Here is a 16,479-nt window from a genome sequence, read left to right as displayed (position 1 = left end):
AGTTTCTTATTCAACGAATTCAAGGACCTGCATGAACGCCGATAACAAAGCCTCTGGCGCCGAACTGCTACTGGAGAACCAGGTCTGCTTCGCGCTGCATTCCACCTCGTTACTGATGACGAAGGTGTACAAGCCCTTGCTTCAGGCCCTAAACCTGACTTACCCGCAATACCTGGCGATGCTGGTGTTGTGGGAGCACGATGGTTTGACCGTGGGCGAAATCAGCCAGCACCTGCTCACTGACCCAGGTTCACTGACACCGTTGCTCAAGCGCCTGGAAAGCGAAGGCCTGCTCAAGCGCACCCGCAGCCGTGAAGATGAGCGGGTTGTGCTGGTGCAGCTGACAGACAAAGGGCGCAAGTTGCAGAAGCAGGCTGAAGAAGTGCCTCAGCTGATTCTCAAGGCCAGTGGGCGTACCCATGAGGGGCTGCAAAAGCTGCAGGCAGATTTGCTGGCACTGCGCGAGAACTTGCAGAGGACGTTGTAAGGGGGGACCTTGGGTTGGAGCGGCGCTGAGCAGAGGCGGTGCTGTAAAACCCAGTTTTGCGTGGGATTAACAGTTGGGGCCGCTTCGCGGCCCCAGATAAGCACCAGGCAGTAGCGGTGCTTCAGGCTACCCAGGAAGCATTACTTCTTGGAGCGACCCTTGAAGCTGTTGTCGCGGGTGTCGATGTCGATCCACTCGTCGATCTGAATGAAGTCCGCCACCGAGATCTCGGTACCGTTGCTCAGCTTGGCAGGCTTCATGACCTTGCCCGAGGTGTCGCCGCGCGCAGCGTTCTCGGTGTAGACAACTTTACGGCTGATGGTGGTCGGCAGTTCTACCGATACCAGGCGGCCTTCGAAGAAGACGGCTTCACAGACATCTTCCATGCCTTCTTCGATGTACGGCAGAACGGCTTCGATGTCTTCGGCGTTCAGCTCGTACATGGTGTAGTCGGTGGTGTCCATGAAGGTGTATTCATCACCGTTGATGAACGACAGCGTGGCTTCCTTGCGGTCCAGGATCACGTCGTCCAGCTTGTCGTCCGCACCGTATACGGTTTCGGTCTTGTAGCCGGTCAGCAGGTTCTTGAGCTTGGTCTTCATGATCGCGCTGTTACGGCCCGACTTGGTGAACTCAGCTTTCTGAACCAGCCACGGGTCGTTGTCGATCCGCAGGACGGTACCGGGTTTCAGTTCTTTACCAGTTTTCATTACGCAGTATCCGAATCTGGATGGATTTATAAAAATCGAGGCCGCATATCATAGCGAATTTCCACAAAAGTGTACTAGCGCCTTGGCAAGGTCCGGCCCAGCGGCCTGCTGAGCAGCCCAACAGCGGGCATGCTGCTGCAATTGCGCCCAATACGGGCGGGCTGCGCGCCAGGCCTGCGCCATGTCCTGGTCCATGTTCCAGGCGCGCCACAGCCCGAGCAGGGCAGCTTGCGCCTCGTCCGACAAGCCACGTCGATAAAGCGCCAGGAACGCCTCGAGTTTTTCCCAGTGAGCGTTTTCTTCCTGCACGTAGATGTGCCAAAGCATGGGCTTGGCGGCCCACTGGGCGCGAACGAAGGAATCTTCGCCCCGTACGGCGTTGAAATCGCAGCTCCACAACAGCCGGTCAAAGTCGTCCTGACTGACGAAAGGCAACACCTGCACCGTCAATGACCCGCGCACATGCACATCGCCTGCCTCCAGCTGCTTTACCCCCAGCCACTGCGCAAGCCCGGCGATGCTCCGCCCTTGCGGTACCAGCACATGGCACGCCTGCGGGTCGGTGGCCAGCGCTTCCAGCCAGTTGGCAAGCTGCGGGTTCTCGTAGGCAAATAGCATGATCAACAGGGCATTCTGCGCAGGCGCCACCCCCAAGGCCTCAAGGAACGTCGCGCGCGATCGGCTGGACGACTCGAAGGCATCACGCCTGGGCAGCAGGTCATGCTCGCGAAGCAGTCCACCGGTCTTTTCGGTGAAGCCTGGGAAGAAAAACACCTTGCGCAGCCCATTTGGCTGCGGTGAAGGCAGCCCGTGACAACCCTCCACCCAAGGCTCAGCACTCAGGTATTCAAGGTTCAGCCACACAGGCGGGTTGTTGCGTAGTCGCATGGCCTGGATAAAAGCGTCGGGCAGTTGGCAGGCGAATGCGCCGATCACCACATCACCCGGCTCCACCGGCACCCAGGTAGGCGACCACTGACGCACCTCCACACCCCGCAGCCATTGCTGCGCCGCCGTGGCGTCTGCGCCAGGGCACATGGGCACGAAGGCATTGAGGTCATCAACCCACAAGCGTACGGCCACCTCGTGCTCGGCCACCAGTTGCCGGGCCAGGCGCCAGGTCACACCGATATCGCCGTAGTTGTCCACGACGCTGCAAAAGATGTCCCAAGTGGCTGTCATGCTGGGCTCCCTAACCCGTGCCAAAGCTGCGGATTCTGCGCATAAATTGTCACCAAAGACAGCCGTGGGCGAAAAAAGGCCGGCTTGCATGCAACAATGCGCCAGTGCCCACCTTGCCAGGAAGCAACCATGCCCCGTCGCCGCGAATTGACGATCACACTCAAACCCTTGCCGCTGATACTGAGCATTGCGCTGGGGCTATGGCTGGGCGCCCTGGCCATTGCTGCCAGCCTGTGGCTTGCAGACCAGCTTATGCCCACCCCGGCCGAAGCACCGGCGTCAGCCACCACGCAAGACGCCCCCCACGTCACTACGCCCCCGACCGTCACCCAGCCACCGGACGCCCAGGGCGAAATGTTCGAGCGTTACAAAGACATGCTGCACAAGCAGCAACTGGAACAGGCTGCCGAAGCCGCCCAAGGCAATCCGCGCAACCTCAACAGCCCCAAGTGCCAGTTCTGGTTGCAGCAGAATCGCACGGCCCCCACAGACAAAAGCCAGGCCAACGTGCTGGAGTTCTGTTACTGATCATGAACAAGCCCCACCTGATAGCGCAGATCATCACGGCCCTTGAACACGACCTGGATGTGGTAACCCGGGCAGCGCAGAGCGCCTATGAAGCTGCGACTGCCGAAGAAAACATCGCCGAGAACAAGTACGACACGCTGGGGCTGGAAGCCTCCTACCTGGCCACCGGCCAGGCCCGGCGCAGCGCCGAAATCCGCCAGGCACTGCACACCTACCGGCAACTGAAGCTGCGTGACTACGACCCTCAGCAAGGGGTGCAGGTAAGCCAGGTGGTCACCTTGGAAGATGAACAGGGCCAATGCCGCAGGCTGATCATCGGGCCAGAGGCGGCCGGGCTGAAAATCGGCACGGGCGATGGGGTGGTCATGGTGATCACGCCGCGCTCACCTTTGGGGCAACAACTGATGGGCAAGCACATTGACGACGAGGTCTGTCTCAATGCCACACGCTGGACAGTCGTCGAGGTGATCTAGCGCCTGCCCTCAATCGCCCCCAAGCGCTGCTCCATAAGCTCTAGAAAGGCCCGGGCGGCGGGTGTCGGATGGGCGGACCAGATCGCGTACAGGTGCCGCACTGGCGCATCGAGCAGTTGCACCACGGCCACGCCGTCAAAGCCCTGGGCCACCCGCTCCGGCACCAGGCCGATGGCCATGCCGCGCTGCACGAACTTCTCCACCAGGCGCACATGACCGATCTCGAACTGCACCCGACGGTGCAGCCCTGCCGCCTGGAAAGCCTCGTCGGTCTGCCGGCGTGCACCCGTGCCTTCCGGGAAATCCACCAGCACCTCCCGGACCAGGTCGGCGAGCGTCAGTTGCCCGTGTCCGGCCAGGCGGTGGGTGGGTGGAAGCACGGCGACGAGTGCTTCCCGAGCCAGCAGGCGATGCTGCACACCCTGCACGCCCTCGCCTTCCCACAAGCCGATGAAACCCACATCCAGGCGGCGTTCGAGCACATCGGCGACCAGCAGTTCGCTCTTGGCCGTGAGCCAACGCACGTCGACATCCGGATAGTGCCCGTGAAAATCGGCAAGCAGATCGACCAGGTCCAGGGCCGTCAGCGAGCTGATTTCGCCAATGGTTAGTCGACCGCGAACCTGGCCACAGGCGGCGGCCACATCGTCGGCGATGCGTCGCGCTGCCTCCACGGCTGGCCGGGCGCTGAGCACGAACGCCTCGCCTGCCGGGGTCAGGCACACCCGGCGCGAGGTGCGCTCGAACAGGCTCACGCCCAGCTGGCCTTCCAGCCTGGCCACCTGATGACTGAGGGCCGACTGCACCACATGGCAGCGCTCGGCGGCACGGGTAAAACTGCCGGTCTCGGCCACGGCCAAGGCGTATTCGAGCTGTTTGAGGTTCATGGATCTATCTGCTTTCACGATCGATGGCGTGAGAACTATACATTGGTGTCATGCGTATCGGATGGCGATAATCTTCTCCACTTCACTGCCTGTCACGAGACCCCCAATGCACACCCCAACCCTCAGCCGTGCCCTGATTCTGCTGATGGCCACGGCCACTGGCCTGGCCGTGGCCAGCAATTACTACGCTCAACCCCTGCTGCACAGCATCGCCCAGCAGTTCGGCCTGAGCACTGCCAGCGCCGGCAGCATCGTGATTGCCGCGCAGCTCAGCTACGGGGCCGGCCTGTTGCTGCTGGCACCGCTGGGCGATCTGTTCGAACAACGCCGGCTGATCACCGTGATGACCGTGATCGCCACGCTTGGCCTGGTGATCAGTGCCTGTGCCCCCAGCCTGCCCTGGTTGATCCTGGGCACCACGTTGACCGGGTTGTTTTCCGTGGTGGCGCAGATCCTGGTGCCCATGGCCGCCTCGCTGAGCGAGCCCAATCAACGGGGACGTGCCATCGGCACCCTGATGAGCGGGCTGTTGCTGGGCATCTTGCTGGCGCGTACGGCCGCAGGCTTCATGGCCGAACTGGGCGGGTGGCGCAGCATCTACGTGCTGGCTGCGGTGCTGATGGGGATCACGGCCCTGGCCCTGCACCGTAGCCTGCCGGAGCATCACAGCCATGCAGGCCTGCGGTATCCGGCCCTGATCGGCTCCGTGTTCCGCCTGTTCATCGAAGAGCCGGTGCTGCGCCTGCGCTCGCTGCTGGGCCTGCTGGCGTTCAGCCTGTTCGCGCTGTTCTGGACGCCCCTGGCATTTCTGCTGGCCAACGAGCCTTATCACTACTCCGACGCGGTGATCGGCCTGTTCGGCCTGGCGGGTGCGGCCGGGGCGCTTTCGGCCAACTGGGCCGGGCGGCTGGCTGACCATGGCAAGGGCTCGCTGGGGACTACGGTGGGGCTGGTGGTCTTGCTGCTGTCCTGGGTACCGCTGGGCTTTGCCGAGCAGTCCTTGCTGGCCTTGCTGCTGGGCGTGCTGATGCTCGACCTGGCCGTGCAGCTGGTGCATGTGAGCAACCAGAACGCGGTTATCGCCCTACGCCCCGAAGCGCGGACCCGTCTGAACGCGGGCTATATCACATGCTATTTCATCGGTGGCGCCCTGGGGTCGCTGCTGGGCACGCAACTGTTCCAGCGCCAGGGCTGGCCAGGCATCGTGCTGGCAGGCCTGGTGATTGGTGCGTTGGCGTTGATCGTTTGGTGGGTAGCCGCGCGTAAAGCCAAACCCGAAGCCTTGGTGCGCCAGTAGCCGTGCCTACGGGGGCTGCTTGGCGCGCAGCCCCGCCCTAAGACGGCCCCTAAGGCTTTTGTCTGCGCCCATTACCTGAAGCGACTGATACTATGCGGCCTTTTTCACGGCCTGTGCCGCGCCTTCAGGAGCTCCATGCATGCCCCCGCGTCATCCTCGCTTGCCCCTTGGCCTTTTGAGCCTGGGCTTGGCTCTGCAATGCCCTACGGCGTTCGCAGCCCAAGGGGTGCAACTGGACCCGCTTGAGGTATCCGATACCTACGGCAACGATGGCTATCAGGCACGTGAAGCTGCCGTGGGCAGCTTCCAGGCTGCACCGCTGCTTGACACCCCGGCATCGATCAGCGTTTTCAGCCAGCCTTTGCTGGAGGATCGGCAGGTACGCCTGCTCAGCGAAGTGCTGCAAGGCGACGCTTCGGTGGGGGAAAGCTACGCACCGGTCGGGTACTACGAGAACTTCAACGTGCGCGGCTTCGAGCTCAACGCCGCCACCAGCTACCGCCTCAACGGCCACACCCTCGTCGGCGAGCAGAACGTGGCCCTGGAGAACAAGCAGCAGGTGGAACTGCTCAAGGGTCTGTCGGGGCTGCAAAGCGGCGTGTCGTCGCCAGGCGGCCTGGTCAACTATGTGACCAAGCGGGCCGAGCCCGTGCGCCGGGTCACGGTGTCCACCAACGAGCAGGGCGAACGTTACCTGGCCACCGACGTCGGCGGCTGGTTCGGCGACCAGCAGCAGTTTGGCCTGCGGGTGAACCTGGCGCATGAGGACATCCGCTCCTATGTCGCGCATGCCGACGGCCAGCGTGATTTCGCGGCGCTGGCGTTTGACTGGCAGATCAGCCCGGACGCCACCTTGCAATTGGATGCCGATTACCAGCACCGCCAGCAACGCTCGGTACCGGGTTATCAGTTGCTGGGCGGTACGCGCCTGCCTCACGACGTGGACCCCAAGGACCGCCTGGCCTACCAGCAGTGGGCCAAGCCTGTGCAAACCGATTCGCTGAACCTGGGCGGGCGCCTGGAGTACCGCTTCAGCGAGGCCTGGACAGGCACCGTCAGCGCCTCACGCAGCCAGGCGGTGATCGACGACTACAGTGCCTTTGCCTGGGGGTCGGGCGAAGGCGCCTTTTTCAGCAGTGCCGGCGACTACGACATCTATGATTTTCGCAGCCCCGACGACACCCGGCGTATCGACGAAGCCCTGGCCACGCTCGATGGGCGCTTCGATGCGCTGGGCCTAGGCCACGCGTTGACCCTGGGCACCAGCGCCCAGCGCCGTACACTGGACCTGCGCCCGTACTACAACGTGTGGCTCGGCACCGGCACCCTGGGCGAAGCCGCGCCTGCCCTTCCCCCCTCAGATCAACCCGTCGGCGCCAGCGAAAGGCGCCTGGACAGCCGCCAGTACGGGCTCTTCGTCACTGACCGGGTGACGTTCAATGAACACTGGCAAGCCATACTGGGCGCCCGGGAAGTGCGTCTGGATGAACGCACCTGGGACGAAACCGGCACTGCCGGGAGGCACACTCGCCAGTATCAACTGCTGCCCAACGCAGCGCTGGTCTACAAACCTGCGCCAGACACCACCCTTTATGCCAGTTATGCCAAAGGGCTTTCGGCGGGCGGCACTGCACCTTGGTTTACCCAAAACGCTGCGCAAATCCTTGCCCCTACCCTCTCGCGACAGCTGGAAGTGGGCCTCAAGCATGACTGGGAGGCACTGAGCGTGAGCGCTGCGTTGTTCCAGATTCGTCAGGCGTACCAGTACGCGCGCCCTGACGGCGACGGCGTCTTCACCTATGTGCAGCAAGGCCAGCAGAAAAACACGGGGCTGGAACTCGGGGCCAGCGGTTGGGTGACAGCCAACTTACAATTGCAGGCCAGCGCGGCCGCCATTCGTGCGCGGGTGGTGGGCAGCGGCATCGCTGAGCGTGAGGGGCATCAGGCCATCAACGTGCCAAGGTTCCGGGTAGCCCTGCAGGCGCAGTACAGCCTGCCGGTGCCAGGGCTGGCGCTCTTGGGCGGGGTCCGCTACAGCGCCCGCAAGTACGCCGACCATGCAGGCAACGTGGCGGTGGGCGGGTATACCGTGTTCGACCTGGGCGGGCGCTACCAGACGCGCGTCGGGGGGTATGACACGGCCCTGCGGCTGACAGTGGACAACGTCTTCGACAAACGTTATTGGCGGGATGTGGGGGATTATCTGGGGGATAACTACCTGTTCCAGGGGGCGCCGCGTACGGCACGGTTATCGGCTTCGGTGAGTTTTTGAGTTGTAGTGGGGTGAGTGGGATTACTAGCTTCGCAGCAGGCATTGCCGGGGGCCGCGGCGCGGCCCATCGCGGCACCAGGCCGCTCCTACAGGGATACCGCGTGCCCCCTGAGTTCACGCTGTACCTGCGTATTAACGACCCTGCACCACACCCGAAGGCTATTGAATCCAGCGTAGGAGCGGCCTTGTGCCGCGATGGGCCGCAGCGCGGCCCCGGCAATACCTGCTCCAAAGCTGCAGCCCGTGCCTCACACACCACCGGCAACCCCAACAGCTATCCCAAAAACAAAAAGCCCCCGTGCTTTTCAGCACAGGGGCTCTTCGTAGAATGTGGCGGTGAAGAAGGGATTTGAACCCTTGATACGATTTCTCGTATACACACTTTCCAGGCGTGCTCCTTCGACCACTCGGACACTTCACCGTTTCTCTTCAAGCCGTACGGCCTGTCGAGGTGCGCTAATTTAGTGAAAGACGTTTCCTTTGGCAAGCATTTTTTTCAGTTTTTTCATGCATTTGCATCCGGCCGTCGTCAGCGGCTGACTGGCCGGTCAGCCTTGCTGCTTTACCTGGCCTGCGCCGCTGGGTAACGTCAGCGCCACGCCAACAAAAGGACTCTGCCATGAGCGAGCTGATCACCTACCATGCCGAAGACGGCATCGCCACCCTGACCCTGAACAATGGCAAGGTCAATGCCATCTCGCCGGAGGTCATCGACGCGTTCAATGCAGCACTTGATCGCGCCCTCGAGGCCCGGGCGGTGGTGATCATTACTGGGCAACCAGGCATTCTGTCGGGCGGCTACGACCTGAAAGTCATGACCCGCGGCCCCAAAGAAGCCATCGAGTTGGTCACCGCAGGCTCCACCCTGGCGCGCCGTCTGTTGTCGCATCCGTTTCCAGTGGTGGTGGCCTGCCCGGGCAACGCCGTGGCCAAAGGGGCGTTCCTGCTGCTGTCGGCCGACTACCGCATTGGCGTCGAGGGCCCATACAAGGTGTGCCTGAACGAAGTGCAGATCGGCATGACCATGCACCACGCGGGCATCGAACTGGCCCGTGACCGCCTGCGCCGCTCGGCCTTCCACCGCTCGGTGATCAACGCCGAAGTGTTCGATCCCCAAGGGGCGGTGGATGCAGGCTTTCTGGACAAGGTCGTGCCCGCCGAGCAACTGATGGATACCGCCTTGGCTGCAGCACAAGCGCTCAAGCAGCTGAACATGCTGGCCCACAAGAACACCAAGCTCAAGGTCCGCAAGGGCCTGCTCGAAGCCTTGGACAAGGCTATCGAGCAAGACCAGCAACACATGGGGTGACCCCATCACCTGCACAGATCGCCCACCCAACCTACACCAAGGTTTGCCCCGGCCAGTGCACAGTCGTACACTGCCGGGCGACTGTCTGGTGTGAGTCGTACCATGCTTTACGTTCTTCGCATGTTCCTGCTGGCGCTGCATTTTCTCGCCGTTGGCGCCGTGGGGCTGATCATCGGCCTGTGCCGCCCGTTCAACCCCGATAACAGCCGCGTGTTCGCCCGGCTCTACAGCGTGCCGGCCACCTGGCTGATGCGCCTGAAGGTCCAGGCTCAGGTGGGGCCTTTGTGGGATCAGCCGCCTGGCTGCGTCATCATCGCCAACCACCAATCCAACTTCGACCTGTTCGTCCTGGGCCAGGTGGTTCCGCAACGCACCGTGGCCATCGGCAAGAAAAGCCTGGGCTGGATTCCGCTGTTCGGGCAGTTGTTCTGGCTGGGCGGCAACGTGCTGGTCGACCGCAAGAACGCCTATCAGGCCCGCAAGGCGCTGCAAAAGACCACCCGCGTCCTGCAGAACGACACCTCCATCTGGATATTCCCTGAAGGCACACGCAACGCCGGTGAACAGCTACTGGCGTTCAAGAAAGGCGCATTTCACATGGCCATCGAGGCCGGGGTACCCATCGTACCGGTGTGCGTGAGCCGCTATGCACACCGGCTGGACCTCAACAGCTGGCGCCGCCGGACGGTGATCGTGCGCTCCTTGCCCCCCATTGCCACCACCGGCATGACGCAACAAGACCTGCCTGCGCTGATCGAGCAGTGCCGCACGCAAATGCAGCAGTGCATCGACCGGATGGAAAACGAACTGTCCTGACCCGTTGCTCTCGCGCCCGCTACAGCCCAAGCTGTAAGGCGTGTTCAACCACAAGAAAGCGGGCAGTCATGGGGCGAGTCGTGGCAGCGGCGGTATACAGCGCCGGTAGGAAGGTCACCAACATCAGTATCGATGAAGGCAGCGAGTGGGCACGCAAACCGGGCCACTTCGTGTGGATCGGGCTGGAGGAGCCCGACGCCGAAGCGCTGGCCAACCTGCAGCGCCAGTTCAACCTGCACGAACTGGCCATCGAAGACGCCCTGGAGAAGCACAGCCGGCCGAAGCTGGAAACCTTCGGCGACGCCTTGTTCATCGTCACCTATTCACCAGTGCGCCAGCAGGGTCGGCTGGAGTTCATCGAAACCCACATCTTCGCCGGCACTGGCTACGTGATTACCTGTCGCAATGGCCATTCCAAATCCTATGCCCTGGTGCGCGAGCGCTGCGAAGCACGGCCGTTGCTGCTCGAACACGGGGAGGACTTCGTGTTGTATGCGCTGCTGGACTTCGTTACCGAAAACTACCAGCCAGTCAGCGAGGCGATTCACGGGGAGATCGAAGCGCTGGAGCAGAGCGTGCTGGGCGGTTCGCTGCTTGAAGCCGACATCCGTCGCCTGCACAGCCTGCGGCGCGATCTGCTGCGCCTGCGCCGCTATGTGGCGCCCATGGTGGAAGTGAGCGAAGAACTGCAGCGCCTGAGCTTTCCCTTCATCGACAAGAACATGCGCCCGTACTTTCGTGACGTCCAGATCCACGTGACCCGGCAGATGGAAGACCTGGCCGGGATTCGCGACATTGCCAGCCAGACCATCGAGATCGGCATGCTGCTCGAAGCGTCTCGCCAGAGCATCGTGCAGCGCAAGTTCGCCGCCTGGGCGGCCATTCTGGCCTTCCCCACTGCCATCGCCGGCATCTACGGGATGAACTTCCAGAACATGCCCGAGCTGAGCTGGCACTACGGCTATTACGTGGTCCTGGGAGTGATCGCGGCCGGGTGCACAGGCCTGTTCGCCAGCTTCAAGAAATCCGGCTGGTTGTAACCAGGATAGGGGTCACCGGGCGACCCCTGCCCTGTCAGGCCGCGTTGTGCTTGCTAGCCGGTTGCTGGATGAAACGCAACATCCATTCGCCTACCACGTCACCCTGATGTTCGGTGGCGAGGCTGGCGACGGCCTGCTGGTAGACCTCATCGCCTAGATGCGCCTGGCGTGCGTCGAGCAAGGCCCGGGAGTAGTCGTGTACGAACTCCGGGTGGCCTTGGAAACACAGCACCTGATCGCCGATGCAATACGCGGCATTGGGGCAGAAATCACTGGACGCAATGACCGTGGCGCCTTTGGGCAATTCGGTCACCTGGTCCTGGTGACTGATCAGCAAGGTCAGCTCCGATACTTGAGGTTGCATCCATGGTGCACGCGCTGCCAGTGAATAACGGTGTACGCCAACGCCCCAGCCCTGCTCCGCTCGCTCCGCTTTGCCGCCCAAGGTCAACGCCAGCAGCTGGTGACCGAAACACACACCCAGCAGCTTCTCACCCCGGTCATACAGCTTGAGCAGATAAGCCTTGAGCGTCTGGATCCAAGGATCGGAACCGAACGAATCGGCCTTGCTGCCCGTCACAAGGTAAGCATCGAACTTAAGGTCATCTGCGGGATATTCACCGTTCATGACGTTATAGACACTGAACTGTGCTGTGATCGGCTGACGGGCGAAGAGCTGCTCGAACATCCTGCCGTAGCCTTCGTACTGCGCCGTCAATTCCGGTCGCAGAACATCGGTTTCAAGGATGCAGATGCGTAACGACATAGGGATAGTCCTGAACGACATGGATGGAAAACAGCTATAGAGCGTGACGCGAAAGGCACGTACAAGCAAGAGGGTCGCGCAGACGAACGGTGCGCTTTGGGCTGAAACGGCACAAAAACACCCAGCCTGTCTAGGTGAAGCCTATCAGCGCGATGGCTTAATGCTTTAAAACGAAATGTTATAGGCCGCAGGTAGTTAGAACAAAGGGTTCTCAATATTGAATGATGTACGCCCTACTGTTGCAGTATGTCCACATTCATGAGGCAAGCCGTGCCGGCGCCAGTAGGGGCCATTGCGATCGACCCGACGTGTGACAAGGAAGCCAACGGGTATTTAGGAATAACAACAAGAAGGCGGTCCGCCATGTTCAGACAATCGAAACTTCGCCAAGCTGGGCTCATTCTTTTCGCAACCACGCTGTTGCTGATAGTGCCAAACCTGACACGCCTGTTCGGCTAAGGCGGGTGGTGGCGGTAGCAGGCGGCATAGCGGTAACCTGCTGGCCCTGATGGCCGGAGTATCCCATGCGCCCATGCATTGCCTTGGCAGCCTTGCTGTCGTGCCTGCCGCTTTCGGCGGCCCAACTGCACCTTGAACTTGGCACTGGCCAAAAGCAGTGGAGCAGCGAACAGTTGCTCGCACATCCCCAAGCCAAGGCGGTGGACATTAGTGAGGACGTTTCCTATAAGCGCCCCATGCGCTATCGCGCAGTGCCCCTCGCGGCGCTGCTCAACGGTGTGCAGCCTGAGGACCACCTGCAGGCCATTGCAGCCGATGGCTTTGCGGCAGAAATGCCCGCTGGCCCTCTGCTTCAACCCGGCCCGGCGCAGGCCTGGCTAGCCGTCGAAGACCCAGCCGCCCCTTGGCCGCCCCTAGGTAAGGGAAAACCGAGTGCAGGGCCGTTTTATTTGGTGTGGACGGCGCCGCAAGCAAGCGGCATTCGCCCCGAACAATGGCCCTTTCAGATCTCCACGATACGTAAGCTAGCGTCTGTCGAGCAGCGCTTCCCGGCGTTGCTGCCGGACCCCGACCTGCCGGGCGGCAGCCCCGTGCGACAAGGCTTTGCATTGTTCCAGCAGAACTGCCTGGCCTGCCACCGTCTGAACGGTGCAGGGGATGCGCAGGTAGGGCCTGATTTGAATGTGCCGCACAACCCGACCGAGTATTTCCAGCCGGGTTACCTGCGCATGCTGATTCGGGACCCACAACGCTTGCGGCAATGGCCCCAGGCGAAAATGCCGGGCTTTGCCCCAAGCGTGCTGAGTGATCAGGAACTCGATGCGCTGTTGGCCTACCTGCGGCACATGGCCACGCGCAAATCCTGAGAAAATCGGGCCGCAGGGCGGCCCAATGGCCTAGGCCGTGAGGCGCTCGTGCTTGACCCCCCACCCCTCTACTTCGCCGCCATAAGGCGTGACAACCTGTTCGAAGGCCTCCTCGAAGTCGCCAATGCCACCGTGGGTGGCGAACATGATTTTACTGAGTTCCAGGTGCCAGGCACCGTCGTCGAGTTCGGTCACCTGAGCGTTGAGCGACTCGCCACGAAACTCCCCGGCTGCGCGGCGCGCAGCGGCTTCATCCGGAAAAACGGCATAGAACTCGATGGGGTGGATCTGGGTGAAATCGAAGCCACCTGCCTTCATCTGGCGCAGGACGTTGCTGCTGATATCGTCGTGTTGGCTGCTCATGAATCGTCCTCCTGAATAACGCAGTGGATAGACTTTCCGTGCACGGGCACCTGCCCCAAATCGTCGGGCAGTTCGAGCTGATACAAGACGCGGGTGGGAACGGTGCCGCCTGCGCAGCCGGCGGGCACCTTCATGCAGCGTAGTGCCCAGGCGGACGCTACGCAAACCGTGAATCAGGGCGCCTCTTCGATGCTGGTGATGGTGACGCCGCTGTGTTCTTTCAGCCAGCGCGCCGTGGGGGACACCGCGCGATCCTGAAAATCGTTGAGGTCCAGCTCATCCATGACCGGGAACAACCGCGTGCGGATGGCACGGGCGGCGTCTTCCTCGCTGGGGCGATGTTCGGCCTGCAGCACAATCGAGGTCGGTGCGCCTTTCTGGTCGGCAAAGATGACTTCCCACTCTTTCATCGAACGAGCCCTCTCAATCAAACGACACCTTAATGCGATGCCTGAATAAATGACCTTGGCCCTCGGGGAATGTTCAGAAAGTTGAACACTCGTCGACCTGAGCCGCCAGGTAGCGGCTCAGGCCGGGGTGTAAACAGGGTTACTTCGGCGTGCCGTGCACCACCCCTGCCGTGTTGTCCAGCAAGCTCTTGGTGGCCGTCTGGATGTAGGCTTCGAGCTGCTTGAGCAGCTGCGGCTGGTCGGGGCTTTCGATGAGCTCGGCCTTGAACTCGCGACCCAACTGATAGCGGTACAGGCGCGGGGTCATGTCCTTGGACTCGATCAGGATACGGTCGCCCTGTACCAGCCCCACGATCTGCTCGCTACCCGAAGGCTTGATCATGCCGATGCCTGGGTCGCCCTCAGGCAGGTTGAGCAAGTCGCGCCCCCAGCACTGATGGCGCGTCTGGCCGCCCAGGCGACCCATGATGGTCGGCACGATATCGACCTGGGTGCCCACGGTGTGGTTGACCGCACCGAATTTCTCCTGGATGCCCGGGGCAATCAGCAGCAGCGGTACGTTGAACCGTCCCAGGTCCAGTTCGGTGACCTGTTGATGGTTGCCGAAACCATGGTCCCCCACGATCACGAACAAGGTGTCCTTGAAATAGGGCTCCTTGCGCGCCTTCTCGAAGAACTGGCCCAAGGCCCAGTCCGAGTAGCGCATGGCCGTCAGGTGTTCATCCAGGCGGCCTTGCCCGGTGACCTTCTCCACCGGCAGGTCCTTGGGCAGGGCGTACGGCGTGTGGTTGGACAGGGTCTGGAGCAAGGCATAGATCGGCTTGCTGCCATCGTGCTTGGCCAGTTCCTGGTTGCCGCGGTCGAACATGTCCTGGTCGGACACGCCCCAGGTCGGGTCGGAGAACACCGGGTCGACGAAGTCCTGCCGGCCGATGAAGGTGGTCATGCCCTGGTTGCCGAAGAACCCGGACTGGTTGTCCCAGGCGAAGTCGCCGTTGTAGACGTACACGTCGTCGTAGTCGCGGGCGCTGAGCAAGGCCGGCAGCCCGGACAGCTTGTGACCGCCCTCCGGCGTCTGCATCAGGTACTCGAAGCCGGGCAGGTTGGGGAAGCACGCCATGGTGGCGAACATGCCCTGGTGGGTGTGGGTGCCGTTGGAGAAGAAGCGATCGAACAGCAGCCCTTCCTTGGCCAGCTTGTCGAAGTAAGGGGTGATGTTGTTGGGGCTGCCCAGCGCGCCGACCGAATGGCCCGCGAAGCTCTCCATCAGGATCACCACCACATTCTTGATGGGCAGGGTGCCCTCGGCCGGCGGCATGAAGTCGCGGCGCACGGCCGCTTCGTCGGCATCGACCAAGGTGTCATGGGGGGTCAGCAGTTGCTGGCGCACGGTCTGGGTCGCCAGGTTCTGCTCCAGCACCGGTTTCCAGATGTTGGCGCGGTCCTCGCCGAAGCGGCTCTTGGCGGCGTCGATCAGGGTCAGGGTGCCGTTGAGGCCCAACTGGTTAACGAAGTTCGAATCGGTGGTGAACGCATCACCCCAGCGCATGGGCGGGCCTTGACGCAGGGTGCCACGGGCGGCGATCACGGCCACCAACAGGATCACCATGAACACCGCCAGGCGGTAATACCAAGCGGCCACCGGCTGGGTGCCGATGCCCCTGGTCAGCCGGTCGACACCCTTGAACAGTAGGCTGAGCAGCCAGGTCCCGAACACCCACGCCAGCAGGTAGCGCACCACTGGGAAGCCGTACCAGAGCATGCTCATGACGGTCTTGGGGTCTTCCTTGATGTACTGGAACACCAGGCCGTTCAAGCGCTGGTGGAACTCGCGATAGAAGTCCAGCTCCATCAGGCCCAGGAACATCACCACGCTGGCGGTGAGCGTCAGCCAGAAACGGAATACGCCCCGCCGGGCCATGGCCCAAGGGCTGAGCAGCGCCAGCAGCAGCGGAATGCTGATGTACACCACCACCCGAAGGTCGAAGCGCAGGCCGTTGACGAACCCTTCGGCGACCGTGGCCGCTGGCGTGTCGCCAACCATGTCGCTGTTGTAGACCAGCAGTGCAAGGCGCACGAGGCTGAGCATCAGCATGATGACCAGCGCGCTGAGCAGCGTATAGGCCAGGTGGGATTTGAGGGTCGGCGAGAACGGCGCTCGCGCGCGCCATTGCTTCAAGGCGTCCGGGTTGGCCATGAACAGGAAGGTCCTAGAAATGCGGTTTGCGAAGAAGGCGCTGGCGCAAGACCAGCGCAGCATTGTGCGGGTGCGGATTCTGTTTAATTCATTGTGAAAATTTTGTCACGGCCTGGATGCGCCTGTGGCGCCACGGAGGCACCTTGGTGCTGGGTTCATAGCCGGCCTGTACCGCGCGGCCCGGCAATGGCCCAAATCACCAGCCCCACGACCGGCAGCAGGGCAATCAGGAGAATCCACAACACCTTGACTCCCACTTCGCGGTCGCTCTTGTAGACGTTGATGATGGCCCAGATATCCAGGGCAAGAATGATCAGACCTACCAGGCTGTTGAATATCGATCCCATACCGCGTACCCCAGTTGATGAGTGTATTGCTGCATAGCATAGCCCCCTATCGGTTCAATAGAAGGGAATC

At 62.0% G+C, this 16,479-nt stretch carries 17 protein-coding genes and 1 tRNA gene; 9 read left to right on the top strand and 9 right to left on the bottom strand.

The window, feature by feature from the left end:
- Positions 1-31: 31 nt before the first annotated feature.
- Positions 32-487, top strand: a complete 456-nt coding sequence (locus tag CWR53_RS06635; RefSeq protein WP_058605785.1) for a MarR family winged helix-turn-helix transcriptional regulator — start codon at positions 32-34, stop codon at positions 485-487.
- Between the two features lie 140 nt (positions 488-627).
- Here the strand turns inward: CWR53_RS06635 and efp are convergent, their stop codons facing one another.
- Together efp and earP are read right to left on the bottom strand one after the other, a co-directional pair.
- Positions 628-1,197, bottom strand: coding sequence for an elongation factor P (gene efp, locus CWR53_RS06630; RefSeq protein ID WP_058605786.1), 570 nt, complete (start codon positions 1,195-1,197; stop codon positions 628-630).
- A gap of 48 nt (positions 1,198-1,245) precedes the next feature.
- Positions 1,246-2,379: an elongation factor P maturation arginine rhamnosyltransferase EarP gene (earP, locus tag CWR53_RS06625; RefSeq protein WP_100851095.1), complete on the bottom strand. Its 1,134-nt coding sequence runs from the start codon at positions 2,377-2,379 to the stop codon at positions 1,246-1,248.
- Between the two features lie 129 nt (positions 2,380-2,508).
- Between earP and CWR53_RS06620 the strand changes: the two genes are divergently transcribed.
- Both CWR53_RS06620 and CWR53_RS06615 read left to right on the top strand, forming a co-directional pair.
- Positions 2,509-2,907, top strand: coding sequence for a hypothetical protein (locus tag CWR53_RS06620; protein WP_100851094.1), 399 nt, complete (start codon positions 2,509-2,511; stop codon positions 2,905-2,907).
- A 2-nt stretch (positions 2,908-2,909) separates the two neighbouring features.
- A complete protein-coding gene (locus CWR53_RS06615; protein WP_100851093.1) occupies positions 2,910-3,380 on the top strand; it encodes a GreA/GreB family elongation factor in 471 nt (156 codons plus the stop codon).
- Here the strand turns inward: CWR53_RS06615 and CWR53_RS06610 are convergent.
- The gene (locus CWR53_RS06610) at positions 3,377-4,267 is read right to left on the bottom strand and encodes a LysR family transcriptional regulator (RefSeq protein WP_100851092.1); all 891 of its coding nucleotides are present in this window, start codon (positions 4,265-4,267) and stop codon (positions 3,377-3,379) included. The two genes, CWR53_RS06615 and CWR53_RS06610, sit on opposite strands and share 4 nt — an antisense overlap.
- Before the next feature lie 106 nt (positions 4,268-4,373).
- Between CWR53_RS06610 and CWR53_RS06605 the strand changes: the two genes are divergently transcribed.
- On the top strand, positions 4,374-5,564 hold the full coding sequence (locus tag CWR53_RS06605) for an MFS transporter (protein WP_058605791.1): 1,191 nt from the start codon (positions 4,374-4,376) through the stop codon (positions 5,562-5,564).
- Between the two features lie 139 nt (positions 5,565-5,703).
- Entirely contained in the window at positions 5,704-7,836 is a 2,133-nt protein-coding gene (locus tag CWR53_RS06600) for a TonB-dependent siderophore receptor (RefSeq protein WP_100851091.1), read from the top strand.
- A 331-nt stretch (positions 7,837-8,167) separates the two neighbouring features.
- Here CWR53_RS06600 and CWR53_RS06595 read toward each other — a convergent pair.
- A tRNA-Ser gene (locus CWR53_RS06595) sits at positions 8,168-8,257 on the bottom strand.
- Positions 8,258-8,455: 198 nt separating this feature from the next.
- On the opposite strand from CWR53_RS06595, the gene CWR53_RS06590 reads away from it, so the two are divergent.
- From CWR53_RS06590 to CWR53_RS06580, 3 genes are all read left to right on the top strand, one after another.
- Complete coding sequence (locus CWR53_RS06590) at positions 8,456-9,145, top strand: crotonase/enoyl-CoA hydratase family protein (RefSeq protein ID WP_100851090.1); 690 nt, start codon at positions 8,456-8,458, stop codon at positions 9,143-9,145.
- Positions 9,146-9,247: 102 nt separating this feature from the next.
- Complete coding sequence (locus CWR53_RS06585; RefSeq protein WP_100851089.1) at positions 9,248-9,961, top strand: 1-acyl-sn-glycerol-3-phosphate acyltransferase; 714 nt, start codon at positions 9,248-9,250, stop codon at positions 9,959-9,961.
- Between the two features lie 68 nt (positions 9,962-10,029).
- Entirely contained in the window at positions 10,030-11,001 is a 972-nt protein-coding gene (locus CWR53_RS06580) for a magnesium and cobalt transport protein CorA (RefSeq protein WP_058639729.1), read from the top strand.
- 34 nt (positions 11,002-11,035) lie between these two features.
- Here the strand turns inward: CWR53_RS06580 and CWR53_RS06575 are convergent, their stop codons facing one another.
- Entirely contained in the window at positions 11,036-11,767 is a 732-nt protein-coding gene (locus CWR53_RS06575) for an amidotransferase (RefSeq protein WP_058605796.1), read from the bottom strand.
- Positions 11,768-12,291: 524 nt separating this feature from the next.
- Here CWR53_RS06575 and CWR53_RS06570 point away from each other — a divergent pair.
- A complete protein-coding gene (locus CWR53_RS06570; RefSeq protein WP_058605797.1) occupies positions 12,292-13,092 on the top strand; it encodes a cytochrome c in 801 nt (266 codons plus the stop codon).
- Positions 13,093-13,122: 30 nt separating this feature from the next.
- On the opposite strand, the gene CWR53_RS06565 is transcribed toward CWR53_RS06570, so the two are convergent.
- The 4 genes from CWR53_RS06565 to CWR53_RS06550 all read right to left on the bottom strand — a co-directional run bounded on the left by CWR53_RS06565 (position 13,123) and on the right by CWR53_RS06550 (position 16,409).
- Positions 13,123-13,455: a ribonuclease E inhibitor RraB gene (locus CWR53_RS06565; RefSeq protein WP_023535326.1), complete on the bottom strand. Its 333-nt coding sequence runs from the start codon at positions 13,453-13,455 to the stop codon at positions 13,123-13,125.
- A gap of 173 nt (positions 13,456-13,628) precedes the next feature.
- Positions 13,629-13,865, bottom strand: a complete 237-nt coding sequence (locus CWR53_RS06560; RefSeq protein WP_023535304.1) for a hypothetical protein — start codon at positions 13,863-13,865, stop codon at positions 13,629-13,631.
- Positions 13,866-14,004: 139 nt separating this feature from the next.
- Positions 14,005-16,062: an LTA synthase family protein gene (locus CWR53_RS06555; RefSeq protein WP_058605798.1), complete on the bottom strand. Its 2,058-nt coding sequence runs from the start codon at positions 16,060-16,062 to the stop codon at positions 14,005-14,007.
- Between the two features lie 155 nt (positions 16,063-16,217).
- A complete protein-coding gene (locus tag CWR53_RS06550; protein ID WP_100851088.1) occupies positions 16,218-16,409 on the bottom strand; it encodes a PLDc N-terminal domain-containing protein in 192 nt (63 codons plus the stop codon).
- Positions 16,410-16,479: the final 70 nt, after the last annotated feature.

It is taken from the genome of Pseudomonas sp. SGAir0191, assembly GCF_002812565.2.
GTDB classification, from domain to species: Bacteria; Pseudomonadota; Gammaproteobacteria; order Pseudomonadales; family Pseudomonadaceae; genus Aquipseudomonas; species Aquipseudomonas parafulva_B.
This window is presented reverse-complemented; position numbering and strand designations above follow the sequence as displayed.

Coding starts and splice junctions, on each gene's coding strand:
- CWR53_RS06635 (WP_058605785.1), top strand. CDS start 32: ATGAACGCCGATAACAAAGCCTCTGGCGCCGAACTGCTACTGGAGAAC.
- efp (WP_058605786.1), bottom strand. CDS start 1,197: ATGAAAACTGGTAAAGAACTGAAACCCGGTACCGTCCTGCGGATCGAC.
- earP (WP_100851095.1), bottom strand. CDS start 2,379: ATGACAGCCACTTGGGACATCTTTTGCAGCGTCGTGGACAACTACGGC.
- CWR53_RS06620 (WP_100851094.1), top strand. CDS start 2,509: ATGCCCCGTCGCCGCGAATTGACGATCACACTCAAACCCTTGCCGCTG.
- CWR53_RS06615 (WP_100851093.1), top strand. CDS start 2,910: ATGAACAAGCCCCACCTGATAGCGCAGATCATCACGGCCCTTGAACAC.
- CWR53_RS06610 (WP_100851092.1), bottom strand. CDS start 4,267: ATGAACCTCAAACAGCTCGAATACGCCTTGGCCGTGGCCGAGACCGGC.
- CWR53_RS06605 (WP_058605791.1), top strand. CDS start 4,374: ATGCACACCCCAACCCTCAGCCGTGCCCTGATTCTGCTGATGGCCACG.
- CWR53_RS06600 (WP_100851091.1), top strand. CDS start 5,704: ATGCCCCCGCGTCATCCTCGCTTGCCCCTTGGCCTTTTGAGCCTGGGC.
- CWR53_RS06590 (WP_100851090.1), top strand. CDS start 8,456: ATGAGCGAGCTGATCACCTACCATGCCGAAGACGGCATCGCCACCCTG.
- CWR53_RS06585 (WP_100851089.1), top strand. CDS start 9,248: ATGCTTTACGTTCTTCGCATGTTCCTGCTGGCGCTGCATTTTCTCGCC.
- CWR53_RS06580 (WP_058639729.1), top strand. CDS start 10,030: ATGGGGCGAGTCGTGGCAGCGGCGGTATACAGCGCCGGTAGGAAGGTC.
- CWR53_RS06575 (WP_058605796.1), bottom strand. CDS start 11,767: ATGTCGTTACGCATCTGCATCCTTGAAACCGATGTTCTGCGACCGGAA.
- CWR53_RS06570 (WP_058605797.1), top strand. CDS start 12,292: ATGCGCCCATGCATTGCCTTGGCAGCCTTGCTGTCGTGCCTGCCGCTT.
- CWR53_RS06565 (WP_023535326.1), bottom strand. CDS start 13,455: ATGAGCAGCCAACACGACGATATCAGCAGCAACGTCCTGCGCCAGATG.
- CWR53_RS06560 (WP_023535304.1), bottom strand. CDS start 13,865: ATGAAAGAGTGGGAAGTCATCTTTGCCGACCAGAAAGGCGCACCGACC.
- CWR53_RS06555 (WP_058605798.1), bottom strand. CDS start 16,062: ATGGCCAACCCGGACGCCTTGAAGCAATGGCGCGCGCGAGCGCCGTTC.
- CWR53_RS06550 (WP_100851088.1), bottom strand. CDS start 16,409: ATGGGATCGATATTCAACAGCCTGGTAGGTCTGATCATTCTTGCCCTG.